This window comes from Janibacter zhangyanbonis, from assembly GCF_050507325.1.
GTDB lineage: Bacteria > Actinomycetota > Actinomycetes > Actinomycetales > Dermatophilaceae > Janibacter.
Genome location: NZ_CP191481.1, coordinates 3,373,655 through 3,396,440, shown reverse-complemented (window position 1 = coordinate 3,396,440; position 22,786 = coordinate 3,373,655). Strand labels below are relative to the sequence as shown.

Sequence of the window (22,786 nt, the reverse complement as noted above, 5' to 3'; positions counted from 1 at the left end):
CGACCCGTCGCCCTCGACGAGCACGTCCACCCCGCCGCCGACGCCGGAAGCGTTGCCCTCCGGTCGGCTGATGTTCACGTCGGCGTTGCGGTGCCGCCCGAAGCCGCAGCTAGGTTCCGTCTCGGCTGACCATCTGCACCGACCACTGGAGCCCAACCATGGACCACTTTGACCCTGACGACATCAACAGCAACCCGTCCACAAACACGTCCTTCGCCGAGGTCGTGGAGCGCCGCCTCTCCCGCCGGACCGCACTGACCGGCGGCATGGCCGCGGCGGCGGGATTCCTCACCACGAGCATCGCGGGCGCACCGGCCGCAGCCGCGGCGCCCGCCCGAAAGGCGCCGCAGGCCGCGGGCCTGCTCGGCTTCTCGCCGGTGCCACTGAGCGCCGCTGACGAGGTCGTCGTCCCGGCCGGATACACCGCCAAGGTGTTCATCCCGTGGGGTACGCCGATCCTCGGCGGCTTCCCCGAGTTCGTGCCGGGCAAGAACACTGCCGCCGAGCAGGAGCAGCAGGTCGGCATGCACCACGACGGCATGCACTTCTTCCCCCTCGGCCGCGGTCTGGCCGGCAACGAGCGGGGCCTCCTCGCGGTGAACCACGAGTACACCGACGAGGCCTATCTGCACACCGGCACCGAGACGATGCCGGCGGCGTCGACCTGGACCCGCGAAATGGTCCGCAAGTCGCAGGCCGCGCACGGTGTGTCGCTCGTGGAGATCCACCGGGACGGTGGCGGCGAGTGGAAGGTCGCCCGCTCGCGACTCAACCGCCGCGTCACGGCGAACACCCTGATGACGTTCGCCGGCCCTGCCGCCGGGCACCGCCTGCTGCAGACCTCGGCGGATCCGAAGGGGATGCGCCCGCTCGGGACGATCAACAACTGCTCGCACGGTGTCACGCCCTGGGGCACGTACCTCACCTGCGAGGAGAACTTCAACGGGTACTTCCGGGTCGAATCGGGTCAGTACACCCCGGAGCAGTCGGAGCTGACCAGCCGCTACGGCGTCGGCGGCGACCGCAACCGCTGGGCGACGAACGACTCCCGCTTCGTCGTCTCCCCGGACGAGCCGAACGAGCCGAACCGCTTCGGCTGGGTCGTCGAGATCGACCCCTTCGACCCCAGCTCTACCCCGGTCAAGCGCACCGCCCTGGGCCGGGTCAAGCACGAGGGTGCCTTCGTCCACGTCACCAAGGGCGGCCGGGTCGTCGTCTACACCGGTGATGACCAGGTCAACGAGTACATGTACAAGTTCGTCAGCTCGGGCAACTGGAAGTCGCTGCGCGCCCGCGGCCGCAACCCCCTCGACGAGGGCACGCTGTACGTCGCGCGCTTCGACGACGACGGCTCGGGCCGGTGGCTGCCGCTGATCCACGGCCAGGGTCCGCTGACCGCCGCCAACGGTTTCGCCGACCAGGGCGACGTGCTCGTCAAGACCCGTCAGGCCGCCTCGGCTGTCGGCGCGACGAGGATGGACCGGCCGGAGTGGGCCACCGTCGACCCCAACACGGGCATGGTCTACCTCACCCTGACGAACAACACGAGCAGCAGCAAGGTGGAGAACCCGGCCAACCCGCGCACCCCCAACCGCTGGGGCCACATCATCCGCTGGGAGGAGGCCAAGGGCGACCACGCCGCGACGACCTTCGAGTGGGACCTCTTCGCGATCGCCGGCCAGGGCCGCAGCAGCGGTGACGGCTCGACGATCGCCGACGAGGACGCCTTCGGCTCGCCTGACGGCCTGTGGGCGGACGCCGACGGCCGGGTCTGGATCCAGACCGACGGCACGCAGCCGGCCGGCGCCAACGACCAGATGCTCGCGGCGAACCCCTACGTCACGGACTCGGCCGGGGCCCCGGAGATCCGCCGCTTCCTCACCGGCGTCGTCAACTGCGAGGTCACCGGTGTGATCACCACGCCGGACCAGCGCACGATGTTCGTCAACATCCAGCACCCCGGCGACGGGAGCACCTGGCCGCGGCTCGACGGGATCACCACCCCCCGCTCGGCCACGGTGATCGTCACCAAGGACGACGGCGGTGTCGTCGGCAGCTGACGACCGCACGATCGCACGGGGCTGGGCCGCTGTCCGTCGGGGCAGCGGCCCAGCCCATTTGTGGCGGACGTCGATCCAGCGGCTCGTTGAACGGTCGACCTCCCTGCCGTAGCCAACCGCCCGGCCCTGCGAGATGGGACGAGCCAGCCCGCGCGCGCCAGTGCAGGCACTAGACGGTATGGGTGACCACTCGGGCTGACCGAGGGGTTGCGGGCCGGGGCCTCTCTCACACATGTTCGTGGGTTACCGAGTAGGGGCTGCCTGCTCGGCCTGTCCGACAGTTGTGGGAGGCCCCGGTGTTTACCGAGCGTACGAGTGTTGGGCTCGACGTGCATGCACGATCTGTTGCTGCGGCGGCGATCGATGGTGTCACGGGCGAGCTGTTCCAATCGAAGCTGACTCCGTCTCACGAGCACGTCGTGTCCTGGGTCCAAGCCTTGCCGGGACCAGTGGCGGTGACCTACGAGGCCGGGCCGACCGGATTCGGCCTGTACCGACATCTGGCCGCGGCGGGGATCCGGTGCGAGGTCGCCGCGCCGAGCAAGCTGCAAAAGCCCTCCGGTGATCGGGTCAAGACCGACGCCAAGGACGCGATCCACTTGGCTCGGCTGCTGCGCCTGGACGAAGTCACCTCGGTCGCGATCCCGAGCGTGGACCAGGAGGCCGCCCGGGATCTGGTCCGTGCCCGTGAGGACTGCCGCGGTGACCTGATGCGCGCCCGGCACCGACTGTCGAAGTTGTTGCTGCGCCACGGGGTCGTCTACTACGGCGGTGCCGCGTGGACCGGCAAGCATGACGTGTGGTTGCGCCAAGAGGCACTGTCACAGTTGACCGGTCGTGCCACCCGGCTGGCCTTCGACTCCGATTACGAGGCCGTGCTGACGGTCCAGGCACGCCGCGACCGACTCAACGTCGCGATCGAGGAGATGGCCGCTGACGGCGAGTTCACCGACGTGGTCCACCGGCTCGGGTGCCTGCGCGGGGTGGGCACCCTGACCGGGTTCGCCTTGGCGGTCGAGGTCGGCGACTGGCACCGGTTCACCGGCAACAGCATCGGTTCCTTCGTCGGGCTCGTACCCAGCGAGTACTCCTCCGGCAGCTCGCGCGTGCAGGGATCGATCACCAAGACCGGCAACACCCATGTACGTCGACTGCTGGTCGAGGCCGCCTGGCACCACCGCCCCCGCTACCGGATCGGCAAGACCATGCGTGATCGGTGGGACCTGGCACCCGCTGCTGCCCGGTCCCGCGGGGACGCGGGCAACCGACGCCTGCACGAGCGGTGGGTGAGGTTCAACGAACGCAGGAAGAAGCCCACCGTCGCCAACATCGCCATCGCGCGTGAGCTCGCCGGCTGGTGCTGGTCCCTGGCCGTCCTCGAAGGAGCGTCCATGCCATAGGCCCCACGAACTGCTTCGTCGCCGCGCCGGTACTGGTGGCAGCGCGTGGAGCGACCCGCGAAACACCTATGAGCAGCCAGCCCAGACTGGCCACGCTCGTTGCTAGACACGCGGTCCAGCTCCTGCCGAAAGCACCGTCCTGCGGTAACCAACCCGCGAATATCAGTCTGACCGCGCGTCGGGAAACGACACGCTCGCCAGCACCACGACGACGAAGCATGAGGCGCCCGCCCCCTGATTCGGGGACGGGCGCCTCACCCTGCCTCTTGACAAGAAGTCGCTCCATATCAGGTGTAACTGGGCATGACCTTGGTGACACGGTTCTTGGCTCGGCTGGCTGGGGGTTGGTCCCCGGTGGCGCTGTGGGGTCGATGGTAGTTGTAGTGGGTGAGCCAGATCTGTAGCTGTTGGCGGCGTTCTTCTTCGGATTGGTAGGCAGCGGCGTAAAGGGCCTCGCGGGCCATGGTCTGTTGGTAGCGCTCGACCTTGCCGTTGTGTTTGGGCGTGTAGGGCTTGATCCGCTTGTGCCGTGAGGCGAAGGAGAGCACCGAACGGTTGAAAGCGCCTGCTCGGTAGCAGGATCCGTTGTCGGTCACGATCCTGGTGATGCGATTGATGCCGTGGGCAGCGAAGAACACGCGTGCTCGGGCCAGAAACGCGATGGCGGTCGCAGCGGTTTCGTCGTCGTGGGACTCGGTGTAAGCCAGTCGGGTGAAGCCGTCCACGGCTGAGTGGATGTAGGTGTAGCCGACCTTGCTGCCGCGGTTGTGTCCTCGCAGGCCGCGGTCCCGGTCGGCTTGTGAACCGCGTCCGTGGGCCCACCAGCCGCCGCCGGCAGGGATGCGTCCGACCTTTTTCACGTCCAGGTGGATCATGTGGCCGGGGTAGCAGGCGGTGATCTTCCCCGCGGGTTGCGCCCACAAGGGCTGCCCGTCCACGTCCAGGTCCCGCAGCCTGTTGAGGCCCTCACGGCGCAGGATCCGGGCGATGGTGCACACCGCGACCGGGGCTCCTTCCTGGGTCAATGCCAGGTGGATGCGGCGCGCGGACCACTTGCGGGTGCGTAGCTCGATGATCCGATCGACCACGTCCTGCGATGTGGCCGTGGGCGAGAACCCGGGACGGCTGGAACGGTCGTGCAGACCCTCGACGCCGTGCTCGCGGTAGCGGGCCACCCATTTCGACAAGCACTGGCGCGAGAGCCCGGCCTCGGCAGCAATGTGTGCGCAGTTGAGTCCCCGATAGTGGTGTAGCGCGGTCGCCGTCATCGTCCCAGTAGTGGACGTGGGTGCGGCCACCGCGTGATCCTTCGAGTGAACGTCTCACAGCACTCTCGAACGGAGTCATCACGATGACCGCACCACACATTGTCGACCCTGCCGGCCTTCTGAGTGAAGCCCTGTCCGAAGCATCGCCAGACATGATGCGCAGCCTGTTGCAGACCATGATCAACGCCCTGTTGTCCGCGGACGCCGATGCCGTGGTTGGCGCGGAGTATGGCCGGGCCACTCCTGGGCGGGCGGCGCAGCGCAACGGGTACCGCCACCGCGACCTGGATACCCGCGTCGGGACCGTCGACGTGGCGATCCCGAAGCTGCGCTCGGGCACGTACTTTCCTGAGTGGCTCCTGGAACGCAGGAAGCGTGCGGAGTCCGCGTTGATCACGGTCGTCGCCGACTGCTACCTCGCCGGCGTCAGCACCCGCCGCATGGACAAACTGGTGAAGACCTTGGGGATCGACTCGTTGTCGAAGTCGCAGGTCAGCCGGATGGCCGCCGACCTGGACCAGGTCGTCGAGGAGTTCCGCCACCGGCCCCTGGACGAGGCAGGACCGTTCACGTTCGTCGCCGCGGACGCGTTGACGATGAAGGTTCGCGAGGGCGGGCGCGTGATCAACGCCGTCGCGCTGATCGCGGTCGGCGTCAACGGCGACGGGCACCGCGAGGTCCTCGGGCTGCGCGTCGCCACGTCCGAGACCGGGCCGGCGTGGAATGAGTTCTTCGCCGACCTGAGCGCACGGGGCCTGACCGGCGTCCGGCTGGTCACCTCGGATGCGCACAAGGGCTTGGTCGAGGCCATCGCGGCGAACCTGCCCGGCGCGTCCTGGCAGCGGTGCAGGACGCACTACGCCGCGAACCTGATGAGCGTGACGCCCAAGAGCATGTGGCCGGCCGTGAAAGCGATGTTGCACTCGGTGTACGACCAGCCCGACGCCAAGGCCGTCCAGGCGCAGTTCGACCGGCTGCTGGACTACGTCGACGGCAAGCTGCCCGAGGTCCACGAGCACCTCGACGCCGCCCGCGCCGACATCCTCGCGTTCACCGCTTTCCCCAAGGACGTGTGGACCCAGATCTGGTCGAACAACCCAGCCGAGCGTCTCAACCGCGAGATCCGACGCCGTACCGACTCCGTGGGGATCTTCCCCAATCGGGCCTCGATCGTGCGTCTGGTCGGAGCTGTGCTGGCCGAGCAGACCGACGAATGGGCCGAAGGACGGCGCTACCTGGACTCGACGTCCTAGCCCGCTGCCGCATCAACATCGTGCCCACCACCGAACCCGAGATCCGAGGCGACGACCTTCCCGCACTGACCGCCTGAACCATCACGAAGGAGCACGCACCGCTACACCACTACCCGGGACTTGACCCCTGACCGACGGACAGCAAGGTGCCCAGAACTTCGAGTGCAGCGTGCTCGATCCAGTAATAGACATAGGTTCCTCGGCGTTCCGATCCAACGAGTCCGGCCTCTCGCAGCAACTTGAGGTGGTGCGAGATTGTCCCGGAGGACAGGTCGAAGGCCGGTGCAATCTCGCAGACGCACAGCTCCGGCTGGGCGGCGATCATCGAGGCCATTCGGAGTCTGACCGGGTCGCCAAGGGCCTTGAGGGCCGGCGCCAGGCGGACGGCATCCTCTTCCGTTACCGGCGTGGTCGCAAGACCGCAGCAGGTGACTTCTCGCTCCTGAGGCGTGGACTCGAGGATGCTCATGAATCCATCTTGACACATATCAAATCAACAGTCAGCATGGAGCCTGCTTCGACAATCATCGAAACAACAGGTCATCGTGCCGCTCGGCGGTACCACCGCACACTCCAAGGAGCCCCAATGCCTGAGACCACGACCGACTCCCCCGTCAGCAGCACATCACCTCTGCCGGTCATCGTGATCGGCGCTGGACCTGTTGGTCTGGCAGCTGCCGCCCATCTGGTCGAACGTGGTCAGGACCCACTGGTGCTCGAGGCCGGCGACCATGTTGGTGATGCGATCAGGCGCTGGGGGCACACCCGACTGTTCTCCCCCTGGCGCTACAACATCGACGAGGCCGCCGCCCGCTTGCTCGAAACCAGCAGCGGTTGGGTGGCACCCGAACCCGAAGAACTGCCCACCGGCACAGAGCTGATCCAGAGATACCTCCAGCCGCTAGCCGCAACCACGGCCCTCGCCGGCCGGATCCGGACCAGCTCTCGAGTCGTCGCGATCTCCCGGTTGGGGATGGACAAGACCCGGACGACGGACCGCGTTGACGCACCCTTCCTCGTCCGCATCCAGCACGCAGATCAGACCAGCGAAGATCTTCAGGCATCCGCAGTGATCGATGCGTCTGGCACGTGGAGCACCCCCAATCCCCTCGGTCGGGCCGGACTCGAAGCCCCCGGCGAAGCGGAAGCCCGCTCTGCAGGTCACATCACCGAACCGCTACCGGACGTCACCGGTCGGGATCGAGGTCGCTTCGCCGGCCGCCACGTGCTGGTGGTAGGCGCAGGACACTCCGCTGCCAACACACTGCTGGACCTGGGCGACCTTGCCCATGCCGAACCAGGCACCCGGATCTCCTGGGCAATTCGTTCCGCCGATGCCACCAAGGTCTATGGCGGAGAGGACCGGGACGAACTAGCCGCACGCGGTGCGCTGGGCTCTCGACTCCGCCGTCTGGTCGAGTCCGGGGTCATCGAAGTGCACCCCTCCTGCACGATCGCTGGCTTCACCCACTCAGATGACGGCCTCACCGTGCGGACATCGACCCCACACGGTGACCGAGACATGAACGTAGACGTGCTGATCCCGGCTACCGGCTTCCGCCCCGACCTCGGACCACTCTCCGAGCTCCGCCTCGAACTGGACCCTGCTGTCGAAGCACCGCTACAACTGGGGCCACTGATCGATCCCGAATTCCACTCCTGTGGCTCTGTCGCCCCCCACGGGGAGAGGCTCCTGGCTCACCCCGAACCGGGCTTCTACATCGTGGGCATGAAGAGCTACGGCCGAGCCCCTACGTTCTTGATGGCCACTGGCTACGAGCAGGTGCGCTCCATCGCCGCTGCTCTCGCAGGAGACCGCGCCGCTGCTGACGATGTGCAGCTGGACCTCCCAGAAACCGGGGTCTGCTCCACCGACCTGGGCGGCTCCTGTGACGCTCCGCCGACCATTGCCGACCCTTCCGGCGACGCCTGCTGCGCGACCGAGCCGCAGCCCGTCACGATCGGTGCAGCACCAACGCGCGCCCAAGAGTCTGCCTGCTGCTGAAACCCAAAGGCGCGGGCGGCGTGGCCAAGCGCCGCCGCTTCGGCCATGGTGCCTGAATGGCGATCAGCCCGCACTTTGCACGCACCATGGCTACGAGGTGGATCTGCGCAAAGTAGGGCGCGTGTCGTCTGCAATCTGCGCTGCCTCTCGACACTAATTGTCGAGAAGCGCCCTAAATTAGAGCAAGTCGACTTCTATCTAAGATATGAGGATTCGAGGGCACTAGGACGCCAGACTTCTGGTGCTCGGACGCCGCGCGGGCAGGGGGCTACTGCCGACCGCGTCTCCCTCGGTCTGCTTGCGGTACTGAAGCTCGAGTGGGGGGAGCGCTTGGCTGGCCGTAGTTGGGCGGCTGTTAGTCACCGCTGGGTGAGGCTGGGTCGTCGTCGACTTGGGGGTCTGTCGCGTTCACGGCTTGAGATTCGTCGCTCGGCCGACCCTCATCGAAATGGCGTTCAACTGGGGTTTCGGGGCTCTTCCCAGATGAGGGTGTAGGTCGGCCGGGCGCGTCGGTCCGCAGATAGACGTCGAGATCTCCCGACGATGGAGGTTCCTACGCCATCCATCCGAAAGACCTCGACGTGACCGACGCTACCCCGCCGGCCGGCTTCGGCCGCCCCTGACCTGACCGCCTTCGCGTGTCATCCCAATCGACTCTGATCGGGTCTGCTGATCCTCTCGACGAGAACGCAGCGACATCACAGCCACCCAACCCCGACCGTCCGGGAAGCCGGGACACGTTACATGGCCTGTGCGGCGGGCGTGTCGAGTGGGTCGTCCAGGGGCGACGCAGGAGCGTCGACGCGACGTGCTGAGAGGTGGTTCCAGTCGAGCACTAGCACACCGGCTACAGGCATGGCGATAGGTCAGGAACGGCGTCTCTCCCTACGCAGGAGGGAGCGCAGAGTCTCGGCGTTCGCGTAGCCGACTCGTAGCGCGATCTCGGCGGAGGTGAGGTCCGTGGTTGCTGAGAGGTGCCGAGCTCGTTCGATGCGAAGCCGTTGGACGAAGCCGAGCGGAGTGAGGTTGAGCGCCGCACGGACTCGTCGTTCGAGGGTGCGCCGGCTGGTGCCAAGTGACTGCGCGACGAAGGCGACGTTGAACGGTTCGTCCAGGCGGGCGCGCACGAAGCGTTCGAACTCGACGACGATCGGGTCCTCGTGCCGGAGATGTTCGTAGGCGACGAAGGCCGCCTGCGACGGGCGCTCGTCGATGATGAGGAGCTTGGCGACATGTTGGGCCAGGTCGGGGCTGATCGATCGCACGAGTGAGAGGGCGAGGTCGATGTGGGCGAACGCGGCGCCGGCGGTGACGAGGTTCCCGTCGGCCACGACCATGGTGTCGAGATCGAGGGCGACGGTCGGATAGCGCTTCAGGAACTCCGGCCCCAGGAACCAGCTGGTCGTCGCCCGCCGATGATGCATCCGTCCGGTCTCGGCGACGGCGAACACGCCGGTGCACGCCGCGGCGATCCGGGTGGTCGCCTCGTCGAGGCGCCCGAGCGAGGCGATGACCGAACGAGCATCTCGGCTCTGGAGGGCGTCGTTGGTAGCGGCGGCCGTGAGGGTTCCAAGCGCAGGGACGACGACCACGTCGAACTCTGCGGACTCCGACAGCGGGTGGTCCACCGACAGGGTCATCGATGCCGTCGTGGTCACTCGCCGTTTCGGTCCGAGGATGGCGAGTTCGATCGGGTCGATCCGCGGGTCGACATCGCCGCGGGCTCCGTCGGCCACCCGCACGATGTCGATGATCGACGCGATAGCCGAACCGAAGCAGCCGTCGATCGCGATCAGTCCGATACGCATGACGTAAACAATAGCAATACTGCCGTATACGCCACTCCCCACCGGCCCTCGCTCGTCATACGCTGAACTCGTCCCACGAAGAACCCCGATTTCAAGGAGAGTCCCTCATGTCCACACCCGCATCACTTCCGTATGCCTTCGTCGCCAAGATCGTCGCGGCCGATGGACAGCACGACGCGCTCGCCGATCTGCTCGCCGGCGCTGTCGCACTCGCCAACGAAGAAGTAGGAACGATTGTCTGGTTCGCGGTCAGGACCGACGCCGACACCTTCTGGATCTTCGATGCATTCCCCGACGAGGCCGCTCGCGACGCCCACGCCAACGGCGACATCGTCGCAGCCCTGATGGCCAACCAGCACCTCCTCGGCGCAGCACCCGAGATCCTGCCGGCCGACGTCCTCGCGTCCAAGCTCCCGTAGTCCGCCAACGCACGAGACGATCGCGCCCCGCCGAGCCGTCGCCAGGTCGCGACGCAACGCCATGCTGCGTTGCCGAGCGGTGCGAGGCCAATCGGCACACGGACAGGATGCCGGCCGCGAGCGCTCAGCCGGCGAGGGGTCCGTCGCAGAGGAGAGCGACGTCGGTGTCGGGCAGAGCCGTGAGGCCAGCGCATCGCGCGACCACCAGAACCGAACAGCCCCTGACCTGCATTTCCGCAGGTCAGGGGCTGTTCGCCGGAGCCGCCTGTCGGAATCGAACCGACGACCTCATCACGTCGGCTTTGCGTCCTATCGCTTGATGCGCCCACTGGGCGAACGAGCCGCTGACCTGCGCAAACGCCGAGCATGGGGGACGCCGCCATCCGGTGGTGACCGACGACGACCGACCAGTACCGACCGTTTCACCGGAGCTTGCGGCGGCGTCGAAGCCGAGCAAGCTCCATTCCTTTAGCTCACCGCGCCCTCCTCCTCGCCGGTCCCGTCGTCGTCGAAGACGTTTCAGGGGTCTTCTCAGATGACGGTGTAGGTCGGCCGGGCGCGTCGGTCCGCAGATAGACGTCGAGGTCTCCCGACGATGGAGGTTCCTACGCCATCCATCCAAAAGACCTCGACGTGTCCGACGCTACCCCGCCGGCCGGCTTCGGCCGCCCTGACCTGACTGCCTTCGCTCGACTCGACGGCCTCGGTCTGAGCGTGACCGGACAACGACTTGAACCCGGTCTGCGGTCCTCGCGTGCCACGTGGTGGAACCAGATCAGTGGTGCCGACGGTGCGGCAGCGAAGGCGCTGCTCGTGACACCGCGATCCGGCGGTTGAGTTGAGTCCCCGATAGTGGTGTAGCGCGGTTGCCGAGTTCATCACCGTGATGGACATAGGCGCGGCCACCGCGTGATCCTTCGAGCGAACGTCTCACAGCACTCTCGAACGGAGTCATCACGATGACCGCACCACACATTGTCGACCCTGCAGGCCTCCTGGGTGAAGCCCTGTCCGAAGCATCACCGGACATGATGCGATCGCTGCTGCAGACCATGATCAACGCCCTGTTGTCCGCGGACGCCGATGCGGTGATCGGCGCGGAGTACGGCCGGCCCACCCCAGGTCGGTCGGCGCAGCGCAACGGCTACCGCCACCGCGACCTCGACACTCGCGTCGGCACCGTCGACGTCGCCGTCCCGAAGCTGCGCACCGGCAGTTACTTCCCCGAATGGCTCCTCGAACGCCGCAAACGCGCGGAGTCCGCGTTGATCACTGTCGTGGCCGACTGCTACCTCGCCGGCGTGTCCACCCGCCGCATGGACAAGCTCGTCAAGACCTTGGGGATCGACTCCCTGAGCAAGTCCCAAGTCAGTCGCATGGCCGCTGACCTCGACCAGATCGTCGACGAGTTCCGCCACCGCCCCTTGGCCGAGGCAGGACCGTTCACGTTCGTCGCCGCGGACGCGCTCACGATGAAGGTCCGCGAGGGCGGACGCGTGATCAACGCCGTCGCGCTGGTCGCGGTCGGCGTCAACGGCGATGGCCACCGCGAAGTCCTCGGACTGCGCGTGGCGACCTCGGAAACCGGAGCGGCGTGGAACGAGTTCTTCGCCGACCTCACTGCACGCGGCCTGACCGGCGTCCGGCTCGTGCCAGCGACGCCCACAAGGGCTTGGTCGAGGCCATCGCGGCGAACCTGCCCGGCGCGGCCTGGCAACGCTGCCGCACCCACTACAGCGCGAACCTCATGAGCGTCACACCCAAGTCGATGTGGCCGGCCGTGAAAGCGATGTTGCACTCGGTGTACGACCAGCCCGACAAGGACGCCGTGCAGGCGCAGTTCGACCGGCTGCTGGACTACGTCGACGGCAAGCTTCCCGACGTCCACGAACACCTCGACGCCGCCCGAGCGGACATCCTGGCCTTCACCGCTTTCCCCAAAGACGTGTGGACCCAGATCTGGTCGAACAACCCCGCCGAACGCCTCAACCGCGAAATCCGACGCCGCACCGACTCCGTTGGAATCTTCCCCAACCGCGCCGCGATCGTGCGCCTGGTCGGAGCCGTCCTGGCCGAACAAACCGACGAATGGGCCGAAGGACGGCGCTACCTCGGCCTCGACGTCCTCGCCAGATGCCGCGTCAACATCGTGCCCGCCCTCGACCCCGAGATCGGAGGCGACAACCTGCCCGCATTGACCGCCTGAACCACCAGAAGGAACACGCAGGCGCTACACCACTACCCGGGGCTTGACCGGCGGTTGGCCCACGAGCCGCTGGGCTGGCGACCGACCGTGCTGGAAGTTGTAGTGCGCCGCTACCGCTGTGCCGACTGCGGACACGTGTGGCGCCAAGACACCAGCGCCGCGGCGGAGCCACGTGCGAAGCTCTCGCGCACCGGGCTGCGGTGGGCGCTGGAAGGGATCGTGGTCGCACACCTCACCGTCGCCCGTGTCGCCGAGGGACTCGGGGTCGCGTGGGACACCGCCAATATCGCGGTTCTGGCTGAAGGCAAGCGGCTGCTGATCAACGACCCCACGCGGTTTGAGGGCGTGAAGGTCATTGGCGTCGATGAGCATGTCTGGCGCCACACCAGGCGTGGCGACAAGTACGTCACCGTGATCATCGACCTCACCCCGGTCCGCGATGGCGCCGGCCCAGCAAGGCTGCTGGACATGGTCGAGGGCCGGTCGATGGCGGCGATCAAGACTTGGCTCGCCGACCGCGACGACGCCTTCCGTGACGGGGTCGAGGTGGTCGCGATGGACGGCTTCACCGGGTTCAAGACCGCCGCTGCAGAGGAGATCTCGGACGCGGTCACGGTGATGGATCCCTTCCACGTCGTGCGCCTGGCCGGTGACGCCCTCGACAGGTGCCGGCGCCGGGTCCAACTCGCGATCCACGGGCACCGTGGGTTCAGGGACGACCCGCTCTACAAGTCGCGGCGCACGCTGCACACCGGCGCGGACCTGCTCACCGACAAGCAGCGCGACAGGCTACGCGCGCTGTTCGTTGATGACGCTCACGTCGAGGTCGAGGCGACCTGGGGTGTCTACCAGCGCATGATCGCCGCCTATCGCCACGAGGACCGGCAATGTGGGCGCGAGCTCATGGAGAAGCTGATCACCGACCTCAGCGCCGGCGTCCCCAAGGTGCTCACCGAGCTCACTACCCCGGGCCGGACCCTGAAGAAGCGAGCCGCTGACGTGCTCGCCTACTTCGAACGACCCGGCACCAGCAACGGGCCGACCGAGGCGCTCAACAGACGGCTCGAATACCTGCGTGGCTCCGCACTCGGGTTCCGCAACCTGACCAACTACATCGCCCGGAGCCTGCTCGAGACCGGCGGCTTCAGACCCCAATTCCTACACCCCCGATTGGGATGAGCCCTTAATGGGGATCACACTTTGCACAGGACGGCATGTGTGGCCAAATCTGGGCAAAGTAGGCCGAGCATCGTGTGCAACCTTCGCTGCATCTCGACATCTAAGTCGTAGGGCGGGGAGGCGACCGACCTGGTTCATAGAGTTTGAAACTTGCGCCGACCTGGTTCATAGAGTTTGAAACTTATGGACTTCTGGGAGGGGATGTCGGTCGACCTCATAACTATGAGTGCACGACACCGCTGACGATCCCTGGCCACCCATCCGCGCACCAGCGACCAGCCTGCGGCAGATGACGCAGACAGATGTCGTCTTGCCGTGAGGGGTCGTGTTGAGCACGCTCGGAAGTTTTCATCTGGTGGATCGCTGACCAGCTGCGGGGGCCGTATCGGCCGAACCAGTACGGCAACGTCATCCTCCCGCTGACGATCCTCCGGCGCCTCGAGTGCATCCTCGCTCCGGACCGTGAGACGGTGCGTGACCTCGCGGGCAAGTTCGACAACCCCAACCGGCTCAAGGACAAGGCATAGGCGACTCGGAGCGGGCCATCGAGCGACTCCGTCACGCGTCCTGACAGACAGACGACCGAGTGCCACGATGGGCTCCATGGGACTGATGCTGCTGGCCGGCGACCGCTTTTACATGAAGGGGCGGACGGTGACGGTCACTCAGATGCAGGCCGATGTCGGCGAGCGAGTGAGAGATGAACTCATCGATGTCGCAAAGCGCGGTCAAACCATTACCTACGGCGAGCTCAGGGCTGCCGCGAACCTGACCCACCGGCCGCATGGCATGGGGCGGCTCCTGGACGTGATCTCCGAAGACTGCCGCATCAGAGATGAACCTTCGCTTGCCCCCCTCGTGGTGAACGGTGTCACGGGGGAGGTGGGCGCCGACTATGAGGGAGACCCGGAGCCAGACCGTCAGTGCCTATACGACTATTGGTCTGAGTCGTTGGATCCGCTGGGGTCGGAAAGGCCGGAATGACGTGATAACGCGTCACCTGTGGGGAGACCACCATGAGTGGGTGCACTCAGATTGCTGCAACGGCCGCGAGTGGGTGCCTGTGGCTACCTTGCGCGCGGCCGCCCGCATGACGAATCTGTCAAAAGTAGGCCGCGTGTCGTGTGTGGTCCGCGGTAGTTCCCGACATCTAAATGTAGAGAGGGGTCCTAGTTTGTATAAGCGGCTCCGGGCAGTGTTTAGGGACTGCTGCTCGAATAGGTGAAAGTCGGTAGCTGCTGCAGCGGACGAATGGGTCGTATCCGGGGCCGCGGGGCCTTCATTGGACGATGGCGCCCTGTGGGCCGAACCTATGCAAAGTTGGCCGCGTGTCGTGTGCAGTCTGGACTCGATCTCGACATCCAATCTCCTCCGAGAGTCGGCCGAGGCGCGCGCCTTGACCGTTCCCTCAGTGAACAACAGTCAACCTCATTGAGGGTGAGGAATGTCGAGCGGACACTCAGCGACACATCTAAGGACCGATCAGGCCGGAGCCGCCGACATGTCGGCGCACAGCACGCCCCGGTTGCCCTCGGGGTCGGCGATGACCGTGAGGCCGGGCGCTTGGCTGTCGTCGACGACCTCGCCGCCGGCCGCGACGGCCGCGGCGACCCTCCCTTCGACCTGCTCGGGGGCCACGTAGACCTCGAGGTGGAATCGCTGACCGGCCCCACCATCCCGGTCCACCTCCCCGAACCACAGGTTGGGGATGCGCACGTCGGCGTCCCGTATCTCGTCGCCCGGCGTCCCGCGACCCTGCGACTGCGGGTCACCGGTGAGCAGCGCGGCCCACACGGGCGCGACCTTCGCGGAGTCCGTGACGTCGAGCCCGAGCTCGACCTCGCTCACGCCAGCCGGGTCCGCGGTCAGCCCGAGCTCGGCGGCGATCTGCGTGATCCGGCGCGCGAGGTTGACGTCGCGCTGCGTCACCCACTCGATCCCGTGCAGCTCCGACCCGTCCTCGTCGTCGCGGTAGACCGCGTCCTGGCTGACGACCTCGAGGTCGACGACACCCTCCCCGATCCGCACGCGCGGATGATGACCGAGGTCGTCGCCCCCTGCGCCGACGGCCGTGACGAACCGCGCCGCCTCCCCGAAGCCTTCGACCCGATACCTCGCGTGCAGCCCCTGGGCGAGCTTGCGCCAGTCGGTGAGCCCCTCGGCAGCGATCTGATCTCCCCTGATCATGTCCATGGCGTCCACGCTAGCGGCGAAGGGGTGCCGTTGCGGTCCGCGGACCGCCCCGACGTGGTCAGCCGGAGACGACCTCGGCGAGCACGACGAGCAGCCTCTGCGTCAGCTCGGCGCCTCTGAGGGCTGCGGTGACAGCCAAGACCTGACGCTGTTGCCGGTCGGCGTGGCGGTGTACTGCCAACCGAACGTGCAGCATCGCCGGTAGAGGTTGTACTTCATGTAGGTGTAGTCGCGGCGGTTGCCGGAAGACTCTGGGGTGGTGCTCATGACCAGTCCTTGCTGGAGCTGGGAGTGCATTGCTGGTGAGCCGATTCACTCGTCGGTGTCGCGGCCCAGGAGTTTTGCGGTGCTGCGCGCCGGGGTCAGGTCGAGGCGCCGCAGGAGCTGGGCGTTCAGGGCGACTACGACGGTGGAGGCCGACATGAGGATCGCGCCGACGCTCATCGGAAGGACGAAGCCGACCGGGGCGAGAACGCCCGCGGCCAGTGGCACGGAGATGAGGTTGTACCCAGCGGCCCACCACAGGTTCTGCTTCATCTTGCGGTAGGAAGCTCGCGAGAGGTCGATGACCGAGAGCACCGAGCGCGGGTCGGAGCTGGCGAGGATCACGCCCGCGGAGCCGATGGCCACGTCGGTGCCGGCGCCGATGGCGATGCCGACGTCGGCTTGGGCCAGGGCGGGGGCGTCGTTGACGCCGTCGCCGACCATGGCGACCTTTCGCCCTTCGTCCTGCAGCTCGGTGACCTTGGCGGCCTTGTCCTGCGGGCGGACGCCGGCGAAGACCCGGTCGATGCCCAACTCGGTGGCGACGGTCTCGGCGACGGCCTGGGCGTCTCCGGTGATCATCACGACTTGGGCGCCTGCGGCGTGCAGGGCGTCGACGGCGTCGCGGGACTCAGCGCGGACCTCGTCGGCCAGGCGAAGGGCGCCGGTGACCCCGCCGTCGGCGAGGACGTGGAGGATGATCGCGCCCTCCTCGCGCCAGGTACGGGCGACGGGCAGCTCCGCCAGATCGTGGTGCTCGAGCAGGTAGGGGCCACCGACCTCGATCACCGTGCCGTCGACGCTCGCCCGCACCCCCACTGCCGGGGATGAGGAGAAGTCACCGGCGCGCGGGACCTCAAGCTCGCGGGCGCGTGCGGCCCCGACGATGGCCCGGGCCAGCGGGTGCTCACTGTCGGCCTCGGCGGCTGCCGCCAGCGCGAGGATCTGGTCCTGGTCGTGACCGCCGTGCGCCTCGATGCCGGTGACGGTGGGCTCGCCCTTGGTGAGGGTGCCGGTCTTGTCGAAGAGGACAGTGTCGACGGTGCGCATCGACTCCAGCGACAGGCGGTCCTTGACGAGCACGCCACCGCGGGCGGCCCGCTCGGTGGCGATGGAGACCACCAGCGGGATGGCCAGCCCGAGGGCGTGGGGGCAGGCGATGACGAGGACGGTGATCGTGCGCACCACCGCGCTGTCGGGCAGTCCCTGCACCGACCAGACGAGGGCCGTGATCGCAGCGGCGCCGAGGGCGAACCAGAAGAGCCAGGCTGCGGCGGTGTCGGCGATGCGCTGGGCGCGGGAGGAGGAGGCCTGGGCGTCGGTCACGAGCTTCTGGATGCCGGCCAGGGCGGTGTCGTCACCGGTGGCGGTGACCTCGACGCGCAGGCCGGAGTCGGTGGCCACGGTGCCGGCGACGACGTTCTCCCCCTTCTCGCGGCGCACGGTCTTGGACTCGCCGGTGACCATGGACTCGTCCATGCTGGCCGAGCCGTCGACGATCCGTCCGTCGGCGGGCACGGACGCCCCGGGGCGGACGATGGTGACGTCGCCGACCACCAAGTCGGCCGGTGCGACGGTGACGACCTCGTCGCCGTCCACCTTCTCGGCCTCATCGGGCAGGAGCGCGGCCAGGGAGTCCAGTGCGGAGGTGGTCTGGGCCAGCGAACGCATCTCGATCCAGTGGCCCAGCAGCATGATGACCACCAGGAGGGCCAGCTCCCACCAGAAGTTCAGCTCGTGGTCGAGCACGCCCAGGCTCGCGCCCCAGGAGGCGATGAAGGCCACGGTGATGGCCAGGCCGATCAGGAGCATCATCCCCGGCTGGCGAGTGCGGATCTCGTCCACGGCGCCGGTGAGGAAAGGCCGGCCGCCCCAGAGGTACATGGCCGTGCCGAGTGCGGGCGAGACCCACGGCACCCAGCCTCCGTTGGGCAGGTCGTAGCCGATGAGGTCGGCGAACATGTCGTTGAAGCCGACGACCGGGACCGCCAGCACAAGCATGATCCAGAACAGGCGGCGGAACTGCCCGACGTGGTCGCCGTGCCCCTCGTGGCCTCCGTGGCCGCGGTGCTCGCCGTGGCTGTGCTCAGCGTCGCGGCCTGCCTTCCGCGGCTGGTGATCACGCGGATGACGCCCGTGCACCTGGTCGGTCACGTGGGCTTCGGGGTGGCTCTCGTGCGTGTCCCCTTCAGGCGCGAACTGGTGGTCGTGGTTGGCGCTCATGCCTGCAAACCTATACCCCCTAGGGGTATAGGTCAATGCGTGGCCTCGCTCCCCGGAAGGCAGGCGCCGGGCCGGGTCACCTGGGCAGCGTGACCCGGACGAAGTGCGGCCGGTACCGCAGCGGGTCCTCGACCACGCGCTCGCTGTTGGTGTCGTTGGTGCTGTACGACGCGACGACGCTCCCGGCCTGCGGGAAGAGCGAGGGGTGCGCCAGCGGCATGTAGCGCACCTGGCCGGTCTCTCCCTTCGACACCTTGGCGACCGCGGTGCCCGATGACCACGGCCCGGTGGGGGAGTTCGCGGTCCACACGGTGATGTCGCTGCCGAGCAGGTCGTTGCGCTTGCTCAGGGCATACCAGCGTCCGCCGCGAGTGAAGACACTGAGCGTCTGGGAGACCCCGTCACGCGCCGCGATCATCTCGATCGCGTCAGCCTGCGAGCGAGACCACTCGCTGCCGTCCCAGTAGCGCCAGCGCGACTGGTTCAGCAGGTCGTCGGGCCGCACCCGAGCGACGCGAAGGGAGTACCCCCACGCCTTGTCGGAGCCCGGGTTGGCGGTGCCGTAGACGTAGACCCACCGGTCCTTGCCGCTGCCGACGAGCGCGGTGGCGGCACCCCACGTCGGGTGCTCGCGGCCGGAGCGGTCGGCGCCGATGTCGCGCTGCTCGATCAGCTGCGGGGTCGCACCGGCGGGGACGACGAAGACGGCGATCGACAGCCCGAGGTTGTGGAAGTCGAAGGCGTCGGACCCGGTCGTCTGCACCCGTTGCGTCGTGACGTAGACGAGGTCGTAGCCCGTGCGGCGGTCGACGATCGTCGACATCGGCCAGTGGCCGACGGGGTTGTCCCCGCTGCCCGCTCGGTCCGGGATGAGGGCGCCGCCGGACTTCGGCAGGACGGCACGCAGGCACCGGTCGTCGGCGACGAGCATCGAGTTGCGGACATAGGTCGGGCCCGCCTGCCCGCCGCGCAGCGTGTCGCCGAAGAGCCACAGCCGCCGGCCGTCCTGCAGGAGTGCGTCGGCGCCGACGTCACCCCCGCGGAAGTCGTCGGTCCCGCGCAGGCCGGCGATCCGATTGAGGTCGTCGACCGAGGTCACGGACCCGGAGGCGACGCAGTCCGCGGTCGCGGCGAGCGAGGCCACCGGGCGCGGGGTGGCCGCCTCGGCGCGGGGCACGACGACGGCAAGCGCGAGCATCGCTGCGGTGAGCGGCGCAACGACGCCGAGGACCCGCACCCGCCACGCGTTGACCCCCCTCAGGTCCCGCAGCGACTCGTCGCCGACCGGCTCGGGCACGGCGTAGCGGCGCCGCACCGATCCGGCGAGGACGACGACGAGCAGCGAGGTCGCGATCCACACGAGCAGCACTGCGACCGGTCCGACGGCGAGCTCGCCGCGCAGGGTCACCGCGGTCGCGGTGTCGACGCCGGCGCCCGGTACCCCCAGCCCGGCGAGGCTCGCCCACGGCTCGCCGACGAGATAGGGGTCGACCCGGGCGAGCACCGGTGCGCCCGTGGCGAAGAAGGCGACGACCACCAGCCCGAGGCCCGCCCACCCGAAGAGTGCTTCGAGCGCGATGGTCGAGACCGCGGCCGCTCCGGCGACGGCGGCCGCCACGAGCACCTCGACCCAGCTGCCGCGCAGCACGAGCACACCGATGAGCGCCCCGCCGACGACGGAGGCGGAGCCGATGACGAGGGTCCGGCGCAGCGCGCGCAGGTGGGTGCGGGACACCGGCCCGTCGCGCAGGCTCGTGCCCACCGCGAGGAGGAACCCCAGGAGCAAGGCGAGGGCGACGGCAAGGCGGGCGGCCTCCCTTCGCTCGTCGGCCTCAGCGGGGCCGACGGTCTCGACGTGGACGGTGCGGCCAAGACTCTCGTCGGTCTGCTCGACGCGGTCGCGAATCGCCGCGTCGAGGGTGTCGTCGTTGGCCGAGGCGAGCAGCAGGCGGTCGACGGACCCCTCGAGATCGACGATGAGCGCGGCCCGCGCAGACCCGTCGTCGAGTGCCGCGCGTGCCGTGTCCTCGTTGGTCACCGCACGCAGGTCGAAGGGGTCGCCGGGCAGGTCGTCGTACTGCCGGGCCACGCTCTCGGCGACGACCGGGTCGGCGGCGACCACCGCGGGCACGGCGTGCGGACGCAGGTCGTCGGACCCCGCGAGGACAAAGGCGGCCCACGCGATCTCGGCGACCACGACGACGGCGAGCACCATCGCGACCGCGGGGGGCATGACGTGCCGCCACCGCGGACGGTCCGGATCGGTGGGGCCCACGGCCGCAGGTTAGGGGAAGTCCGGTCGGCATGTCGGGTTCGGTGACACGCGCTTGACTCGGCCATGACGCGCTGTGACTGTGAAGGAGTCAGAAGTTCACCACGCCCAACCATTGGAGACTCGCCATGAAGGCTGTCGTCTATCAGGGGCCCAGAGATGTCGCGGTCACGGATGTTCCGGACGCGAAGATCGAGCGCCCCACCGATGTGCTGGTCAGGATGACAACGACCAATATCTGCGGCTCGGACCTGCACATGTACGAGGGACGGACCTCCTTCGAGGAGGGCCGCACCTTCGGCCACGAAAACATGGGGGAGGTGGTGGAGATCGGTAAGGGCGTGGAGAAGGTCCAGGTCGGCGACCGGGTCGTGCTGCCCTTCAACATCTCGTGCGGGTTCTGCAAGAACTGCGAGCGCGGGCTCACGAACTACTGCCTCACCACCCAGCCTGACCCGTCTGCCGCCGGTGCGGCCTACGGATTTGCAGAGATGGGCCCGTACGGCGGCGGCCAGGCCGAGCTGCTCCGGGTGCCCTTCGGAGACCACAACGCACTGCGCCTGGGCGAGGACGCGGAGGAGAAGGAGAATGACTACGTCATGCTCTCCGACATCTTCCCCACCGGTTACCACGCCACCGAGATGGCTGGCGTGATCCCGGGCGACAGCGTCGTGATCGCTGGAGCCGGTCCGGTGGGTCTGATGGCTGCGCTGTCCGCGACGATCAAGGGCGCCGCGAAGGTCATGGTGGTCGATCGCCACCCCGACCGGCTCGCGCTGGCCGAGCAGATCGGAGCGATCGCCATCGACGACTCCAAGACCGACCCCGTGCAGGCTGTGCTGGACGAGACCATGGGGCTCGGAGCCGACCGTGGCTGCGAGTGCGTGGGCTACCAGGCCCACGACCCGCAGGGGAACGAAGACCCGGCTGCCACCTTGAACATGCTCATCAACTCGGTGCGTTTTACCGGCGGGATCGGCACCGTCGGCGTGTTCGTCCCCGAGGACCCGGGAGCCAAGGGCGAATTGGCCAAGCAGGGCAAGGCGGCCATCGACTTCGGCACCCACTGGTTCAAGGGACAGACCATGGGCAACGGTCAGTGCCCGGTCAAGAAGTACAACCGCCGGCTGCGTGACCTGATCGCGGCTGACAAGGCGAAGCCGTCCTGGATCATCTCCCACGAGATCTCGCTGGACCAGGCCGCCGACGCCTACAGGAACTTCGACTCCAGGTCCGAGGGCTGGACCAAGGTCGTCATCAAGCCGGGTATGTCCGACGGAAAGAAGGCAAACTGACATGGCAGCAGATCTGCAGGGCAAGAGAGTCGCGATCCTCGCCGCGGACGGGGTCGAGCGCGTCGAACTCGAGCAACCCCGCGAGGTTCTGGACAAGGCCGGCGCCCGGACCGAGGTCCTCTCGGTCGATGAGGGCGAGATCCAGGCCCGCGAGAACGACCTGGATCCGGTGGGGACGTTCGCCGTCGACGGGCTGGTGGCTGAGGCCTCGGTGGCCGACTACGACGCCTTGGTGCTTCCGGGCGGCACGGTGAACCCCGACAAGCTCCGGCTCGACGAGGACGCTGTCGCCTTCGTCCGAGACTTCGTCGAGAGCGGCAAGCCGGTGGCGGCGATCTGTCACGGACCGTGGACGTTGATCGAGGCCGGCGTGGCCACCGGTCGCACCCTGACGTCCTTCCCGAGCATCCGCACGGATCTGCGCAATGCTGGCGCGAACGTCGTTGACGAGGAGGTCGTGGTCGACAAGAACCTCATCACCAGCCGCTCGCCGGAGGACCTGCCGGCGTTCTCCGCGGCGATCGTGTCCCAACTCGAGGGCACCTCGACAACGGAAGGGGGGAAGTCATGAGTGTGACCAAGGGACTGCTGGTCAGGTTCGACGCGCTGCCCGGCAAGGAGGACGACGTGAAGGAGTTCCTTGACAGCGGCCGTGCGCTTGTCGAGGAAGAGCCGGCGACCACTGCGTGGTTCGCGATCCGCCTCGGGCCCTCCTCCTTCGGGATCTTCGACGTGTTCCCCGACGACGCCGGACGTGACGCTCACCTGTCCGGCGCTGTTGCGGCAGCTCTCGGCGAGCAGACCGGTGCGATGTTCTCCGAACCGACGATCGAGAAGCTCGACGTGTTGGGCTCCAAGCTGCCCGCCTGACACCACAGACCGGGAGTACTGACCCGGACATGAGGGGTCGCTGCCCGCGGTGACTTCGGGCTGACACAGTC

At 67.8% G+C, this 22,786-nt stretch carries 16 protein-coding genes and 4 pseudogenes; 13 read left to right on the top strand and 7 right to left on the bottom strand.

Going from position 1 to position 22,786, the window contains the following annotated elements:
• Positions 1-158: 158 nt before the first annotated feature.
• Together ACQBJO_RS16715 and ACQBJO_RS16710 are read left to right on the top strand one after the other, a co-directional pair.
• Positions 159-2,060, top strand: coding sequence for a PhoX family protein (locus ACQBJO_RS16715; RefSeq protein ID WP_421009247.1), 1,902 nt, complete (start codon positions 159-161; stop codon positions 2,058-2,060).
• Between the two features lie 296 nt (positions 2,061-2,356).
• Positions 2,357-3,460 (top strand): IS110 family transposase, encoded by a 1,104-nt coding sequence (locus tag ACQBJO_RS16710; protein ID WP_421006698.1) that lies wholly within the window; start codon positions 2,357-2,359, stop codon positions 3,458-3,460.
• Positions 3,461-3,747: 287 nt separating this feature from the next.
• Here ACQBJO_RS16710 and ACQBJO_RS16705 read toward each other — a convergent pair whose 3' ends face one another.
• Entirely contained in the window at positions 3,748-4,728 is a 981-nt protein-coding gene (locus ACQBJO_RS16705) for an IS481 family transposase (RefSeq protein ID WP_421009275.1), read from the bottom strand.
• An 83-nt stretch (positions 4,729-4,811) separates the two neighbouring features.
• On the opposite strand from ACQBJO_RS16705, the pseudogene ACQBJO_RS16700 reads away from it, so the two are divergent.
• Positions 4,812-6,058 (top strand): annotated as a pseudogene (locus ACQBJO_RS16700) (IS256 family transposase).
• 32 nt (positions 6,059-6,090) lie between these two features.
• Here the strand turns inward: ACQBJO_RS16700 and ACQBJO_RS16695 are convergent.
• Positions 6,091-6,450, bottom strand: coding sequence for an ArsR/SmtB family transcription factor (locus ACQBJO_RS16695; RefSeq protein ID WP_421009276.1), 360 nt, complete (start codon positions 6,448-6,450; stop codon positions 6,091-6,093).
• A 117-nt stretch (positions 6,451-6,567) separates the two neighbouring features.
• On the opposite strand from ACQBJO_RS16695, the gene ACQBJO_RS16690 reads away from it, so the two are divergent.
• Positions 6,568-7,986 (top strand): FAD-dependent oxidoreductase, encoded by a 1,419-nt coding sequence (locus ACQBJO_RS16690; protein WP_421009277.1) that lies wholly within the window; start codon positions 6,568-6,570, stop codon positions 7,984-7,986.
• Positions 7,987-8,852: 866 nt separating this feature from the next.
• On the opposite strand, the gene ACQBJO_RS16685 is transcribed toward ACQBJO_RS16690, so the two are convergent.
• On the bottom strand, positions 8,853-9,794 hold the full coding sequence (locus ACQBJO_RS16685) for a GlxA family transcriptional regulator (RefSeq protein ID WP_267626788.1): 942 nt from the start codon (positions 9,792-9,794) through the stop codon (positions 8,853-8,855).
• Between the two features lie 107 nt (positions 9,795-9,901).
• Between ACQBJO_RS16685 and ACQBJO_RS16680 the strand changes: the two genes are divergently transcribed.
• From ACQBJO_RS16680 to ACQBJO_RS16655, 6 genes and pseudogenes are all read left to right on the top strand, one after another.
• Positions 9,902-10,213 (top strand): putative quinol monooxygenase, encoded by a 312-nt coding sequence (locus ACQBJO_RS16680; RefSeq protein ID WP_421009278.1) that lies wholly within the window; start codon positions 9,902-9,904, stop codon positions 10,211-10,213.
• 633 nt (positions 10,214-10,846) lie between these two features.
• A pseudogene (locus tag ACQBJO_RS16675) lies at positions 10,847-11,052 on the top strand (ISL3 family transposase); the annotation flags it as partial.
• Between the two features lie 120 nt (positions 11,053-11,172).
• Positions 11,173-12,419, top strand: a pseudogene (locus tag ACQBJO_RS16670) (IS256 family transposase).
• A 48-nt stretch (positions 12,420-12,467) separates the two neighbouring features.
• Positions 12,468-13,598: pseudogene (locus tag ACQBJO_RS16665) on the top strand (ISL3 family transposase); the annotation flags it as partial.
• Positions 13,599-13,948: 350 nt separating this feature from the next.
• On the top strand, positions 13,949-14,125 hold the full coding sequence (locus ACQBJO_RS16660; RefSeq protein WP_421009246.1) for a type I restriction-modification system subunit M N-terminal domain-containing protein: 177 nt from the start codon (positions 13,949-13,951) through the stop codon (positions 14,123-14,125).
• 76 nt (positions 14,126-14,201) lie between these two features.
• Positions 14,202-14,582, top strand: a complete 381-nt coding sequence (locus tag ACQBJO_RS16655) for a hypothetical protein (protein ID WP_421009245.1) — start codon at positions 14,202-14,204, stop codon at positions 14,580-14,582.
• Between the two features lie 498 nt (positions 14,583-15,080).
• Here ACQBJO_RS16655 and ACQBJO_RS16650 read toward each other — a convergent pair whose 3' ends face one another.
• The 4 genes from ACQBJO_RS16650 to ACQBJO_RS16635 form a co-directional block, all read right to left on the bottom strand.
• Positions 15,081-15,791 (bottom strand): 4a-hydroxytetrahydrobiopterin dehydratase, encoded by a 711-nt coding sequence (locus tag ACQBJO_RS16650; protein ID WP_421009244.1) that lies wholly within the window; start codon positions 15,789-15,791, stop codon positions 15,081-15,083.
• Between the two features lie 102 nt (positions 15,792-15,893).
• The gene (locus tag ACQBJO_RS16645) at positions 15,894-16,058 is read right to left on the bottom strand and encodes a hypothetical protein (RefSeq protein WP_421009243.1); all 165 of its coding nucleotides are present in this window, start codon (positions 16,056-16,058) and stop codon (positions 15,894-15,896) included.
• 45 nt (positions 16,059-16,103) lie between these two features.
• Positions 16,104-18,278, bottom strand: coding sequence for a heavy metal translocating P-type ATPase (locus tag ACQBJO_RS16640; protein WP_421009242.1), 2,175 nt, complete (start codon positions 18,276-18,278; stop codon positions 16,104-16,106).
• Positions 18,279-18,354: 76 nt separating this feature from the next.
• On the bottom strand, positions 18,355-20,553 hold the full coding sequence (locus tag ACQBJO_RS16635) for a DUF4185 domain-containing protein (protein ID WP_421009241.1): 2,199 nt from the start codon (positions 20,551-20,553) through the stop codon (positions 18,355-18,357).
• A 125-nt stretch (positions 20,554-20,678) separates the two neighbouring features.
• Between ACQBJO_RS16635 and ACQBJO_RS16630 the strand changes: the two genes are divergently transcribed.
• Genes ACQBJO_RS16630 through ACQBJO_RS16620 form a run of 3 tightly spaced genes read left to right on the top strand, consistent with a single transcriptional unit; the run spans position 20,679 to position 22,715 of the window.
• Positions 20,679-21,845: a glutathione-independent formaldehyde dehydrogenase gene (locus ACQBJO_RS16630; RefSeq protein WP_421009240.1), complete on the top strand. Its 1,167-nt coding sequence runs from the start codon at positions 20,679-20,681 to the stop codon at positions 21,843-21,845.
• A 1-nt stretch (position 21,846) separates the two neighbouring features.
• Complete coding sequence (locus ACQBJO_RS16625) at positions 21,847-22,416, top strand: type 1 glutamine amidotransferase domain-containing protein (RefSeq protein WP_255184781.1); 570 nt, start codon at positions 21,847-21,849, stop codon at positions 22,414-22,416.
• Positions 22,413-22,715 carry a putative quinol monooxygenase gene (locus ACQBJO_RS16620; RefSeq protein ID WP_072625910.1) on the top strand — a complete coding sequence of 101 codons (303 nt, stop codon included), beginning with the start codon at positions 22,413-22,415 and terminating at the stop codon, positions 22,713-22,715. Before ACQBJO_RS16625 ends, ACQBJO_RS16620 begins: the two co-directional genes overlap by 4 nt.
• Positions 22,716-22,786 lie beyond the last annotated feature (71 nt).